Here is a 12,562-nt window from a genome sequence, read left to right as displayed (position 1 = left end):
GCTTCCGGGAAGCGACTCTTTCATCCTACATGCCCCGGGCAGTGCCCGAACCGTTTCGGCTGAGAAAGAGAAGTGTCGAGAGTTCACGGCCCGGTTCCGAACGGTGAACCCGAGGTTCCCGCTCGCCGTCCCGTGGCGACTCGGAGAACACTACCCCCACTCCGGGACCCGAGCAAACCGAGTCGCCTGTGTCGGCGGTCACCGGAGAACCGGCGTCGCCCCGTCTCCCGCCGAGGCTCCCCCACCCCGTTCCCGCCCTCCCCGACCTTCTCCACACCCCCTCCCGCCCCACACCCTGTCTCTCGCGCGCCCGCGCCCTCGCGCGCGAGGCGAGACGGGTCACCCTCCCTTCCTCCCCTCCCTCCCCATCGCTCTCCCCTCCACCTCAGCCACTCACCGAACTGATGAAACGGGCACCCGACAACGCTCATGTCCCTGACAACGGAAAAGCACCCCACCGTTTCGATCGGAACGACACCCGTGGAACGGAGGGGGCTTCGATCAGGGGCGAGTTCCCCCTTTTCACCCACGTCGAAGCAGGCCAGGGCCCCACAGGCGAAGGGACGAAGATCATTTCATCGCGGAATCCGAAAAGGCAGAGAAAGTTGTCGAAAGGCCCTTGAAATCCCCCGAAGGCCGATACATGATGTCGGCTTATCGGAACAGTTTCCGCTTCGGTCCCTCGCTCCGGCGCGAGTGACCGGAACAGGCCGCGTGTCGGGTGTTCGGGGGGACGACAGGCGCAGCGCGGCCATGCACCCTGTGGAAGGACACGCATGGACACCACATCCCCCGACAAGGCGCCCCCGACCGACACGGACCGGGCACCCGAGAGTCACATCAGCTGGAAGAGGTTCGCTCTCTTCTCGGTTCCCGCCGGAGCCGCGATCGGCGGAATCCTGGTGGCGATGGCCAGTGGGGCTCTCGCGGCCACCTTCAGCATCTCCAGCCAGCAGTTCAAGATCTCGGCCGACGAGATGACCGGCCAGGGGTTCGCCCAGTTCGGCTGGATCGACGCCACCGTCCGCGACGAGGCGGTACCCGTGGCGGTCGCCGGTATCCGCGAGGCCGAGATCGTCGGCCTCTGCCAATCGGTGCCGACCACCGAGTTCCCCATGGTCGGACCCATCTCCCTGATGCTGACCGCCGGCGACGCGGGCACCCCGGTGCGCGCCTCCGACCTGGTCATCGACATGGAACAGATGGACGGCGACGCCGAGTTCGACAACATCGAGATCGGCAGGGACGCCTCCACCCTGGACAAGGGGCCCCAAGGTCTCGGACGCGGGCAGGGGCACACCGACCTGTTCGGCATGCAGTCGGACGTGATCCGGGTCGAGAACCTGGAACAGACCGCGTGGGCCGCCTCCGCGGGCACCTTCCGACTGCACAACCTGAGCCTCGGCGTCTCCCTGGGGGATGACGAGTGCTTCTGAGTCCGCTTCGAAGGTCGTGGGAGGCCTGGTCCCGCTGGCGTCGGCGTCGCCCCTTCTCCGGGGGGCTGTTGATGATCCTCGCCGGGATCGAGATGGTGCTGATCGCCGGTCTGCCGGTGGAGCTCATGGTCTACCTTGGCGTCGGTTCCGTCTCCACCCTGCTCTTCGCCGGCATGTTGGTCGTCCTCGGACTGATCACCTGGTGCACCCCGAACCAGCACGTGATCACCGGCAGTCTCGCCGGGTTCGTGGCGTTGGGCGCGCTCGTCCTGTCCAACCTCGGCGGTCTCGTGATCGGGACCCTTCTGGCCCTGGCGGGCGGGGGTCTGGCCTTCGCCTGGCGCCCGGTCGCACGCCCGCCTCGACGGAAGCGGGGGCGGCGCGGGAAGGGCGAGGCCTCGAGGACCCGGCGGGCGCGGGAGACCGTCCCGCTCCCTCCGTTCGAATCCTGATCGGCCCCTCCCCCGGCATCTCAGTGTCCGGGGCACGTGGTCCGGCCGTCCGGTCCGCCACGTGTCCCGGTGGTCCACCGGCAAGTTCCGTCCACCTACGTCGGCGCGTACAGCACCCCAGTCGCGCCGGGCGTCCACGACGCCCGGCAGTCATCACAAGGAGTAACCATGTCGGTTCCGCGACCGAGATCCCGCAACTCCTCCGTCCTGGCCGTCTGCGCCGCCGGGGCCCTGGCCCTGGCCTGGGGCGGTTCCGCCCTGGCGGCGCAACAGGGCCCGACCACCGTCGAACCCGCCGGTGCCTCCTTCGAGGCCGCTCTGACCGGCACGGCGACCTTCGACGCGGGCGGAACGCTCGTCACCTGTGGTGTCTCCGTCTCCGCTCCGGGGGACGGTAACAACCTCGTTCCCGAGGCGCCGGACAACCACAACCCGGACGGGGCCGTCTCCGGGGCGATCAACGCGCCGACCTTCGAGGACTGCGATACGAACATGCCCTTGGTGAACGCCACCGTCACCGTGAACGACCCGGTGTGGGAGATGTCGATGCTCGCGGGAGAGCCCTCGACCGGTTCCATGACGGTTCCGGCCGGCGGCATCGTGGTGACCACGAGCGGTCTGGCCTCGTGCACCGCGACGGTGAGTCCGGACGCCGACGTCGCCATCGCCGGCACGTGGACCAACGGCGACCCCGCCTCGACCCTGGCCTTCGACACCACGGCCCCCGTGGTGGTGGAGGGCGGCCTGGGCTGTCCCGACACCGACGAGGCCGGGTTCACCGCCACCTATGAGGTGACCAACGCCGACGATCCCTCCGCGCCGATCACCGTGACCGGCTGATCGTCCTCTCTCCGACCGGGTCGGCGCCGCCGCGCCGGCCCGGTCCCCCATGTCCCGTCACGCCTCGAGCGCTCATACGGGTGACAACGATCCACCGACGCTCGCTCACATGGGGACGAAGACACGGCCCGTTCGTTCACCTACGGTCGCAGTACTCCGTGGAGTCATGAGGCGAAGGCTCCTCGGAGGGCGCGGACCGCTTCGCCCGTCCCCGTACACCCCCTCGGAGACCTCATGGCGTCCCACGTCGGTGTCCCGTCCGCCCGGTCCAGGTTGAGCCACGCTCTGAAGGTGGTGGGCGTGCTCGTCCGGGCCGGTGTCATCTCCCCCGGCCGCCCCGACAGGGTCGTCCGACAGCTCGGCCGGTTACGCACCTGGGGCGCCACCATCGCGGGCGGCTACGCGGCCGCCGGTGAACGTGATCCGGGTCGGATCGCGGTGATCGATGACGGGGGGAGCGTCACCTTCGGCCGGATGAACCTGTTGGCCCGGCGTTTCGCCCGGGAGCTGTACGACATGGGGGTGCGTCCGGGGGCCCGGGTGGGACTCCTGTGTCGTAATCACTCGGGTCTGGTGCAGGCCACCGTCGCCTGCGGCCGTCTCGGCGCGGACGTGGTCCTGTTGAACACCGGGCTGGCCGCCGGGCCGCTGGCCGAGGTGATCGAGCGGCACGAGGTGTCCCTGCTGGTCGTGGACGAGGAGTTCGAGGGGTTGTGCCGGGGGTTGCCGGAGGGGCTCCCCCGGGTGACGGCGTGGGGGGAGCCGGACGTTCCCGGTCCCCGGGTGCCGACGGAGGCGGGGGAGATCTCGGGGCCCGACCCGGAGCCGCCGGAGCGGCCGGGGCGGTTGATCGTGCTGACGTCCGGGACGACGGGGGCGCCGAAGGGGGCGCGGCGCCCGACCCCGAAGGGCCCCCAGGACGCGGCTTCGGTGTTGTCCCGGATCCCGTTGAACTCCCGTGATCGGATCCTGGTGTCGGCGCCGATCTTCCATACGTGGGGGCTGGCCGGGGTCCAGTTGGGGATGTCGTTGCGGGCCACGTTGGTGACGCGTCGTCTGTTCGAGCCCGAGGACGTGCTGCGCACGATCGAGGAGCGGCGGTGCACGGCCCTGTTCGCGGTACCGGTGATGCTGCGGCGGATCATGGATCTTCCCAGGTCGACGCGGGAGCGGTACGACACCTCCTCACTGAGGATCGTGGCGTGCAGCGGATCGGCGATGGATCCCCGGTTGATCGGCGACTTCATGGACGCGTTCGGGGACGTGGTCTACAACCTGTACGGGTCGACCGAGGTGTCGTGGGCGACGATCGCCACGCCCGAAGAGCTGCGTTCCGCCCCCACCACGGCGGGAAGGGCTCCTCTCGGTACGCGGCTGGCGGTGTTGGACGAACAGGGCCGGGAGGTCCCTCCCGGGGTCGAGGGCGCCATCCACGTCGGGAACGAGATGCTCTTCGACGGCTACACGAACGGTGGCCACAAGCGGATGTCCGGGGATCTGATGGAGACCGGCGACCGGGGGTACGTGGACGGGAACGGTCTGTTGCACGTGGCCGGTCGGGACGACGACATGATCGTCTCGGGCGGGGAGAACGTGTTCCCCCGGCCGGTGGAGGAGGCGATCGTGGCCCTGCCCGAGGTGCGCGAGGTGGCGGTCGCGGGGGTGCCCGACGAGGAGTTCGGGCAGCGGTTCGCCGCGTACGTCGTTCCCTATGAGGGGCGTTTCGTCGACCCGAACCGGCTGAGGTTGCACGTGCGCGAGGTCTTGGGGCGTTTCTCGGTGCCACGGGACGTGGTGGTGCTGGAGGAGTTGCCGCGCAACGCCACCGGGAAGGTGGTCAAGCGCAGGCTCCCCGACGGCGCGCGCGGAGCCGAGGAGGGCTAGGTCGTTCGGTGTCGGTGCGGGAACGCACCGGCACCGTTGTGCCCACTTGTGCGGCGACTCGTCACGAACGCCCCATATTCCTTGCGCACGATTAAATCGTGGGCTTTGACATCGGGTGCGGGGTTACTACGATGTGACGTGATGCCGGACCGAGATCCCGCCCAGGAGGGCGACTTCGAACTCCCGCGAGTCGACGAGCAGATGTGCTTCGCACTGTACGCGGCGTCCCGGGCTGTCACGAACCTCTATCGACCGTTGCTGGACCCGCTCGGTCTGACCTACCCGCAGTACCTCGTGATGATGCTCCTGTGGGAACGAGGGGAGTGTTCGGTCAAGGAGATCGGGGCCGTACTCCAACTCGACTACGGGACGCTCACCCCCCTGCTCAAGCGCCTGGAGACCAATGGTCTGCTCAGGCGGGAGCGGGACCCCGAGGACGAGCGCTCGGTACGGGTCACCCTCACCGAGGAGGGGGCCGCTCTGCGCGAACGGGCCCGAGGCGTCCCGGAGGCCATCGGACGGGTGATCGACCTGCCCGAAGAGGAATTCGAGGCGACCAGACTCGCGCTGCGCCGACTGACCACCAACGTGCTCGCGGGCGAGGCCCGCGTCACCGAGGGACCCTGAGGTCGGAGCGCGCCCTCTTCGGCCTCGCCCCCGCGGCGAGGCCGAAGAGGCGGCGGGCGGGCACCACGGGGGTCGTGCCCGTCACCGAGAGAAGAAGGGCGTCCCGTGCGGATGGGCCTGCCTGTCCACCCGCACGGGTCGCCCCGGATCGGGATCGCGCGGCCCCGATCACTCGCGGGTCCGCGTCTCAGCAGCCGCCCGGAGTGAGTTCCCAGTGGCCTGCGGCGGTCTCGGTCAGCGAGGTCCGCACGGCCGTGTTCCACAGCCCGAGCGGGTCACCGGACCCGAGCGCGTAGGCGTATCCCAGACGGTGTTCGGCCCGCCCTTGTGCGACGTGGGTGTGGTTGCTCGCCGTCACGCACTCCCCCGCGGGCCCCTCGGTCGGTTCACCGGTGGGTTCACCGGTCGGCGGATCCGTGGGTCCCCCGTCGCTCCCCCCGATGCCCCAGAACAGCGCGGTGTACCCGGCGGAACAGACCGTGTCGAGGAAGTGGGCGCCGGCGGCACCGCATCCGGCGGACGGGTCGACCGGGGTCCCGTGCCCCATCCCCGCGACGGAGAAATAGGCGACCGCGGCGTCCTCCGCTCCTCCGCCGTAGTACTCGACGGTGGTGGGCCCCGGCAGGCTCTCCGTGCCGTCGGGTTCGGAGGAAAGTCCCAGGACGTTCACCCACTGGGCGACACTCGACCGTCCGTTGGCCGGGGAGACGGTGGTGTCGGCGGTTCCATGCCAGATCGCCACGCGGGGCGGCTCGGCGCCGTCGGGGAGTTTGGCCCGGACCCGGTCGCCCCACTGCTGCGGGGTCAGGCTCTTCCCGGGGTTCATGCAGGTGAACGCGTCGATCATGCCGGACGCGCATCCCACCGGCACACCCGCGACGACGCCGCCGCCGGCGAAGAGGTCGGGGTAGGCGGCCAGGAGTTCGGCGGTCATCGCGCCGCCGGCGGACAGCCCCGAGACGAAGACGCGGTCGGTGTCCAGGCCGTGACGGGAGACGGCGGACTCCACCATCGAGGCGATCGATCGGGCCTCTCCGGAGCCTCGGGCCACGTCGCCGGGCTCGAACCAGTTGAAGCACCGGTTCGCGTTGTTGGCCGTCCTCTGCTCGGCGTAGACGAGGGCCAGGCCGGAGCTCTCGGCCTGCTCGGCCCATCCGGAGGAGCGGTGGTAGTCGGCTGCGCTCTGCGTGCAGCCGTGCAGGAGGACGACCAGGGGCGCCCCGTCCGAGAGGCCGTCGGGAACGTACTCGTGCATGGCGAGGTTCCCGGGGTCGGCCCCGAAGGAGGGCACCGGGGTGAGTTCGGCGGCCGAGGCGCGCGGTGCCGTGACGACCAGGACGGCCAGGGCCAGGAGGAGGACGACGACCACGGAGAGGGCGGGGGCGCCGAGGCGGGCCGGGATCGGTGGTCCGGTGTCGGGGAGGATCCGGTGGGCGTGGGGGTGCATGGTGCGGCTCCGGAAGTGGGTCGACGAGCGGGAGGTTCGGCCGAACCGGTGCGTCGAAGCCTAGACTTCAAGTGATTCGCGCGACATGTACGTGAGACTCTGATCACAGTGGATCGACGGGTGGGAAGTCCACAGGAGCCCGGTCGGGCATGGGCACGATCCACATGAGAAGACCCGGGGGTGTGTGTTCCGGGTCTATCCCCCGTGACGCGGACCGCGCCTAGTTTTCTGGCATGACGACGCACGAGCCCCCGCGGGACGACGCGCGACAGGCCATCGGGCCCGGCGCCCCCGGCACTACTCCGGACATCTCCGGCCCGTCGACCCCCCAGGTCTCATCGACCTCTCACACCACACGAGTCGACCTGACCGGAAGGACCGCTCTGGTGACCGGCGCCGCCGGCGGTATCGGGCGGGCGTGCGCGACGCGTCTGGCCGACGCCGGAGCCACCGTCCGTCTGGTCGATATCGATGGCGCCGCCCTCGCCGAACTCGCCGAACTGGGCGTGGGCGAACCGGTGGAACTGGACCTGACCGACCTGGACGCCGCCGAGGAGGCGGCGCGGGGATCCGACATCGTGGTGAACAACGCCGGGGTGCAGACGGTCGCCGCCGTACAGGACTTCCCTCCGGAGCGTTTCTCCCTCATCCTTCGACTCATGGTCGAGTCACCGTTCCGCGTGGTGCGCGGGGCCCTGCCGCACATGTACGAGCGCGGCTGGGGCCGGATCGTCAACATCTCGTCCGTGCACGGCCTCCGCGCCTCCGCCTACAAGTCGGCGTACGTGGCCGGCAAACACGGGCTGGAGGGGTTCTCCAAGGTGGTCGCGCTCGAAGGCGCCCCACACGGGGTGACCTCCAACTGTGTGAACCCCGGATACGTGCGGACCGCCCTGGTGGAGCGGCAGATCGCGGAGCAGGCCGAGGCGCACGGCCTCCCCGAGGACCGTGTGGTCTCGGAGGTGCTTCTGGCCCGCACCCCCGTGAAACGGCTGATCGAACCGTCCGAGGTGGCCGAGATGGTCGCCTATCTGTGCTCCGACGACGCCTCGTTCGTCAACGGGGCGTCCCTGCCCATCGACGGAGCCTGGAGTTCGAGCTGAGCACCTCCCCCGGATCCCATGACACCTCCCCGGAGCGGTCGGAGGCCGAGCGGCAGGCCCTCTACCTCGGGCTCCTGCTGCGTGACGCGCCGGCCGTGGAGTACGAACGGCCGGTGCTGCGCGCGCGCTCGGACGGGGCGGACGCGGAGACGATCGCCGCGTTGGAGAACGCGAAGATGGCGGCGTTGCGGGTCCGGTCGGTGCTGCGCGATCGGCAACGGCGGGAGTCGGAGTTGAGCGCGCTCTTCGAGACCGCCAACGATCTGGCCGGGATGAGCAGTCTCGACCAGGTGCTGCGGGCGATCGTGGAGCGGGCCCGGCATCTGCTCGGGACGGACGTGGCGTACCTGACCCTGAGCGATCCGGAGGCCGGCGACACCTACATGCGGGTGACGTCGGGGTCGGTCTCGGCCACCTTCCAGCGGCTCCGCCTGGCCCCGGGAAAGGGCCTGGGCGGTCTGGTGGCCAGCACGTCGCTGCCTTACGTGACCGCCAACTACTTCGCGGACCCCCGTTTCGAGCACGCTCAGAACATCGACGACGGGGTGCGCGAGGAGGGGCTGGTGGCGATCCTCGGCGTGCCGTTGCGGATGAACGGGCGCCGAGTAGGGGTGCTGTTCGCGGCCAACCGACGAGAGCGGCCGTTCGCGCACTCGGAGGTGGCCCTGCTGTCGTCCCTGGCCACCCACGCGGCGATCGCGATCGACAACGCCAACCTCATCGACGACACCCGCCGGGCCCTGGACGAACTGCACGTCGTGAACGAACGTCTGCAACGGCACACGGCGTCGGTGGAGAGGTCGGCGAACGCGCACGACCGGTTCACCGACCTCGTGTTGAGCGGTGGCGGTGTGCGGGAGGTCGCGGCCGCGGTCGCCGAGGTGCTGGGGGGAACGGTGCGTGTTCACGACCGGGTCTCCGACACCTCGGTGACCGCCTCTCCCGAGGGGACGGCCGGCGGGTTCTCCCCCGGAGGGGACCCCTTGGCGGAGGGGGACGAGGCGCTCTCCGAGGCGGCCCGCGCCTCGTTGGCCGGTGGCCGTGCCGTATCCGTGGGGGAGGCGTGGGTGGCCACGGCGGCGGCGGGGACCGAGCCGCTGGGGACGCTCGTGCTCCACGGGGTGGAACTGGACGGCACCGATCAGCGCGTGCTGGAGCGGGCCGCGATGGTGACCGCTCTCCTACTGCTCATCCGCCGCTCGGTGAGCGAGACCGAGCACCGGGTCCGAGGCGACCTGCTGAACGAACTCCTGGAGATGCCCGCCCGCGATCCGGAGTCCCTGCGTCAACGGGCCGCGCTGCTCCACACGGACCTGGACGCCCCGCACGTCCTGGTGGTGGCCGAGGCACCGGGAGGCGACCCGCAACGGCTGCGTTCGGCCGCGGCCTTCGCCGCCGAGACGACCGGGGGCCTGGCCGCGGTCAGGGGAGGCCGACTGGTGCTGGCCCTGCCCGGCACGGACCCCTCGGACACGGGCCGCAGGGTGATGACCGAGCTGACCACCGCCGTCAACGGTCCGGTGACGGCCGGGCTGGCCGGCCCCACCCGAGGCCCGGAATCCTTCCGGAGCGCGTTCACCGAGGCGGTCCGATGTCTACAGACCCTGAGGGCGCTGGGGCGCACGGGGGACACCGCCACCACCGAAGACCTCGGCTTCTCCGGGCTGCTGCTGAGCCGGGACCGCGACGTGCCCGGATTCGTGGCGACCGCCCTGGGACCGCTTCTGGAGTACGACGCCGAACGAGGAACCCTGCTGGTGAGGACACTGCGCGCCTACTTCGCGGCCGGGGGCAACCTCTCTCGCGCCAAGGACGACCTGCACGTCCACGTGAACACGGTGGCTCAGCGTCTGGAGCGGATCGGTCGGCTCATCGGGGAGGACTGGCAGCGTCCCGACCGCGCGCTCGAACTACAGCTCGCCCTCCATCTGCACGGTCTACTCGACAAGGGTGTGGATCTGCTCGGCGAGCAGGACGGCGGTTGACGAGAACACGGACAGAGGACGTTCCCCGGAGGACTTGACCTCTACCTTTGTTGAGGTCTTTGAGTGGTTCCTGAGCACCGAAAGGCGCCCGGCCGGGATCGCACCCGGTCTCCACCGACGGAGGAGAGACGATGACCGCACCCGTTCTGGTCACAGGAGCCACAGGGAACACGGGGCGCCACGTGGTGGCGGGCCTGCTCGCGGAGGGGATCCCCGTCCGGGCCATGACCCGGGACCCGGAGCGCGCCGCCCTGCCCGCCGGCGCGGAGATCGTGCGAGGACGGACCACCGATCCCGAGGACGTGGCCGCCGCGGCCGAGGGGGCCTCCGCCGTCTACCTGGTGTGGCCCGGCACGGACGACGAGGCGGAGGGGGCGGCCGAGGTCGTCGAGGCGCTGGGAGGACGCGTCCCCCGAGTGGTGTACCTGTCCGCGCAGGGAGCCGAGGAGGGCGGGGTCTGGGGCGTCGTCGAGACCCTGGTCCGACGGAACGTGCCCGAATGGACCTTCCTCCGAGTGAGCGGGCTGGCCACCAACACCCTGCTCTGGGTGGAGGGGGTCCGGCGCGGCGTGGTCGAGGAGCCGTTCGGCCGGGCCCGGCGCTCCCTGGTCCACGAGAAGGACGTCGCGGCGATGGCGGTCCGGGCCCTGGTCGATCCGGACCACGTGGGCCGTGCCTACACGGTGACCGGCCCCGAATCGATCGGCCAGGCGGAGCAGGTACGCGTGATCGGCGAGGTCATCGGTCGCGAGACACGGTGGGTGGAGCAGTCACCGGAGGAGGCCCGGGACGGGCTCGTCGAGCGGGTGGGGGAGGAGTTCGCCGACCAGCTCCTCTCCCACTGGTCGGCCAACGTCGATGTGGTCGAACCCGTCTCCCAGGACGTCCCCCGCGTGTTGGGACGCCCCGCCCTGACCTACCGGGAGTGGGTCGGGGACCATCGGGCCGACTTCGCCCCCGAGGGGTGACCTCCGCCGGGGGCGAGGTCTCCGCTCAGCACGGCCCTTGGTCGGCCCAGGGCCCCCATTCACCGGAGGCGCTCGGCGGGTCTCCCCTGACCCACCAGCGCGCCTCGTAGAAGCGCCCCTCGTAATGGACGACGTCACCGTCGTCGTAGACCTTGTGCTCCTTCCAGGGCTGACCGGAGCACACGGCGTTCGGACCCTCGCCTCCCGACCCCGGTTCGGATCCGGCGTCGCCGGCCTCCTCCTCGACCTCGGTCTCCTCCTGTCCGGCCCCCTCGTCCGGGCCGGAGGAGACGGTCAGGACGACCTCCTGGTCCTCGGCCGCGATCGTGCCGGGTTCGGGGTCCTGCCCGATGACCTCGCCCTCCGGCGCGGTGTCGTCGGGCGTCTCCACCACACCGGCCCGCAGCCTCAGCCCTTCGAGGGCGAAGACGGCATCGGCGCGCGCCATCCCGACGAGAGAGGGGACGATGGTGCCCTCGCTGACGTTGAGGGTGATCTCACCCTCCCGGTCCCCCTCCTCCCCCACCTCGGGGGTGGAAAACAGGACGGTGCCGGGGTCGTGTTCGGAGGAGTGCTCCTGGACGATCTCCACGGAGGTGAACCCGGCCGCGCGCAGAAGGTCACGGGCCTCCGTCTCGCTCTCGCCCACCACGTCGGGGACCTCGACGTACCGGGGGCCGACGGAGATCGACAGCAGGATCCGACTCCCCTGTTCCACCACCACGCCGGCGGCCGGCTCGGTCACGGCGACCGTGCCCGGTTCGACGTCGTCGCTGTAGTCCTCCTCGTAGGAGGGACGCAGTCCGTACTCCAGGGACTCCAGTTCGTCCTCGGCGCTCTCCACCGAGAGACCGACGAGGTCGGGCAGTACGAGCTCGTCGTCGGATCCGAGGAACAGGAACCCCGTGAACAGACCGAGGACCAGAACGCCGGCGCCCACCAGGACGGGGATCCGACGCCATGGGGGCGGAGGCCGCCTCCGATCCGCGGGGCCCGCCTCCGCGCCTTCGATCACGGGGATCGGTCGGGTGCTCACGTTCTCCTCCGGCCCCTCCCCCGGTTCGGGGAGGGATCGGAGGACCTGTTCGACCAGGGTGAGGTAGCGGCCCGCGTCGCGCGGCCGGTAACGCGGGTTGGGATCGGTGGCGTTGGCGACGAGCATGTCCAGGTCGGGGTGGAGCCCGGGCACCACCGCCGAGGGGCGCGGAGCCTCGCCCTCTCCGCCCCGGAACTCCCCCGTCAGGAGCGTGTACAGCAGGATCCCGACGGCGTGGACGTCGGTGCGCGGGTCCGCCTCCTCCGCACCGACCATGCGGACCCCGGTGACGAGTACCCGGTCGTCCTCGTCCAAGAGGACGTCCTCCGGTCCCGGACCACCGTGGACGAACCCCTGGTCGTGGGCCTCCGCGAGGACGGCGAGCACATCGGCCACGATCGACAGGGCCGTACGCGGCCCGTAGCGATCGTTCCCATCCTCGGCGGTGAGCAGGGCCGCCAGGCTCTCGCCCCGGGCCGCCCCGGTGACCATGTACACGTGGTCGCCGTCGCGCCCGTCCCCCAGGGCCCGGATCAGCCCGGGCGCGTCGGTTCCGGCAAGGCTCTGCGCCCGTCCGAGGAAGGCGTGCGCGATCGCGGGATCGGCGCCCGCCGCGGGGTCGAGGAGGGTCACGGTCACGGGGAGTCCGGAGGTCGTGTCCTTGCCGGAGTACACGGCCACCGTGTCGTCACCGTGGATCCGGTCTTCGAGGAGCACTCGACCGTGCAGAACGAGACCGGTGAGGGGATCGGGGGTCATGTTCCGGATTCTATGGTGCCGAAAC

General features: G+C 70.7%; 10 protein-coding genes. 8 read left to right on the top strand and 2 right to left on the bottom strand.

From position 1 onward, the window contains the following. Positions 1–776: 776 nt before the first annotated feature. The 5 genes from D451_RS0122885 (at position 777) to D451_RS0122865 (ending at position 5,239) form a co-directional block, all read left to right on the top strand. On the top strand, positions 777–1,436 hold the full coding sequence (locus tag D451_RS0122885; RefSeq protein WP_017536122.1) for a DUF6230 family protein: 660 nt from the start codon (positions 777–779) through the stop codon (positions 1,434–1,436). Further along, on the top strand, positions 1,427–1,888 hold the full coding sequence (locus D451_RS0122880) for a DUF6114 domain-containing protein (protein WP_017536121.1): 462 nt from the start codon (positions 1,427–1,429) through the stop codon (positions 1,886–1,888). Before D451_RS0122885 ends, D451_RS0122880 begins: the two co-directional genes overlap by 10 nt. A 168-nt stretch (positions 1,889–2,056) precedes the next feature. Next, entirely contained in the window at positions 2,057–2,728 is a 672-nt protein-coding gene (locus D451_RS0122875; protein WP_014909430.1) for a hypothetical protein, read from the top strand. 234 nt (positions 2,729–2,962) lie between these two features. Further along, entirely contained in the window at positions 2,963–4,612 is a 1,650-nt protein-coding gene (locus tag D451_RS0122870; RefSeq protein WP_014911219.1) for an AMP-binding protein, read from the top strand. A gap of 141 nt (positions 4,613–4,753) precedes the next feature. Continuing rightward, positions 4,754–5,239, top strand: coding sequence for a MarR family winged helix-turn-helix transcriptional regulator (locus D451_RS0122865; protein ID WP_014913523.1), 486 nt, complete (start codon positions 4,754–4,756; stop codon positions 5,237–5,239). A 187-nt stretch (positions 5,240–5,426) separates the two neighbouring features. Here the strand turns inward: D451_RS0122865 and D451_RS0122860 are convergent, their stop codons facing one another. Beyond that, on the bottom strand, positions 5,427–6,686 hold the full coding sequence (locus tag D451_RS0122860) for an extracellular catalytic domain type 1 short-chain-length polyhydroxyalkanoate depolymerase (protein WP_017536120.1): 1,260 nt from the start codon (positions 6,684–6,686) through the stop codon (positions 5,427–5,429). 233 nt (positions 6,687–6,919) lie between these two features. On the opposite strand from D451_RS0122860, the gene D451_RS0122855 reads away from it, so the two are divergent. The 3 genes from D451_RS0122855 to D451_RS0122845 all read left to right on the top strand — a co-directional run bounded on the left by D451_RS0122855 (position 6,920) and on the right by D451_RS0122845 (position 10,742). Beyond that, positions 6,920–7,789, top strand: coding sequence for a 3-hydroxybutyrate dehydrogenase (locus D451_RS0122855; protein WP_026125289.1), 870 nt, complete (start codon positions 6,920–6,922; stop codon positions 7,787–7,789). Beyond that, positions 7,774–9,774, top strand: coding sequence for a helix-turn-helix domain-containing protein (locus D451_RS0122850; protein WP_026125288.1), 2,001 nt, complete (start codon positions 7,774–7,776; stop codon positions 9,772–9,774). The genes D451_RS0122855 and D451_RS0122850 overlap by 16 nt, the downstream gene beginning before the upstream one ends. A 131-nt stretch (positions 9,775–9,905) precedes the next feature. After that, a complete protein-coding gene (locus D451_RS0122845) occupies positions 9,906–10,742 on the top strand; it encodes an SDR family oxidoreductase (RefSeq protein ID WP_017536118.1) in 837 nt (278 codons plus the stop codon). A 25-nt stretch (positions 10,743–10,767) separates the two neighbouring features. On the opposite strand, the gene D451_RS0122840 is transcribed toward D451_RS0122845, so the two are convergent. Continuing rightward, positions 10,768–12,537: a PASTA domain-containing protein gene (locus D451_RS0122840; protein WP_017536117.1), complete on the bottom strand. Its 1,770-nt coding sequence runs from the start codon at positions 12,535–12,537 to the stop codon at positions 10,768–10,770. Positions 12,538–12,562 lie beyond the last annotated feature (25 nt).

It is taken from the genome of Nocardiopsis alba DSM 43377, from assembly GCF_000341225.1.
Lineage (GTDB): Bacteria > Actinomycetota > Actinomycetes > Streptosporangiales > Streptosporangiaceae > Nocardiopsis > Nocardiopsis alba.
The sequence above is the reverse complement of the archived record's forward strand: the minus strand, read 5'-3'. Positions and strand labels throughout refer to the sequence as shown.

Bases quoted from the DNA above. Each gene is read 5' to 3' on its own strand.
- D451_RS0122845 (WP_017536118.1), top strand. From the start codon at position 9,906: ATGACCGCACCCGTTCTGGTCACAGGAGCCACAGGGAACACGGGGCGC.
- D451_RS0122860 (WP_017536120.1), bottom strand. From the start codon at position 6,686: ATGCACCCCCACGCCCACCGGATCCTCCCCGACACCGGACCACCGATC.
- D451_RS0122840 (WP_017536117.1), bottom strand. From the start codon at position 12,537: ATGACCCCCGATCCCCTCACCGGTCTCGTTCTGCACGGTCGAGTGCTC.
- D451_RS0122875 (WP_014909430.1), top strand. From the start codon at position 2,057: ATGTCGGTTCCGCGACCGAGATCCCGCAACTCCTCCGTCCTGGCCGTC.
- D451_RS0122865 (WP_014913523.1), top strand. From the start codon at position 4,754: ATGCCGGACCGAGATCCCGCCCAGGAGGGCGACTTCGAACTCCCGCGA.
- D451_RS0122870 (WP_014911219.1), top strand. From the start codon at position 2,963: ATGGCGTCCCACGTCGGTGTCCCGTCCGCCCGGTCCAGGTTGAGCCAC.
- D451_RS0122885 (WP_017536122.1), top strand. From the start codon at position 777: ATGGACACCACATCCCCCGACAAGGCGCCCCCGACCGACACGGACCGG.
- D451_RS0122855 (WP_026125289.1), top strand. From the start codon at position 6,920: ATGACGACGCACGAGCCCCCGCGGGACGACGCGCGACAGGCCATCGGG.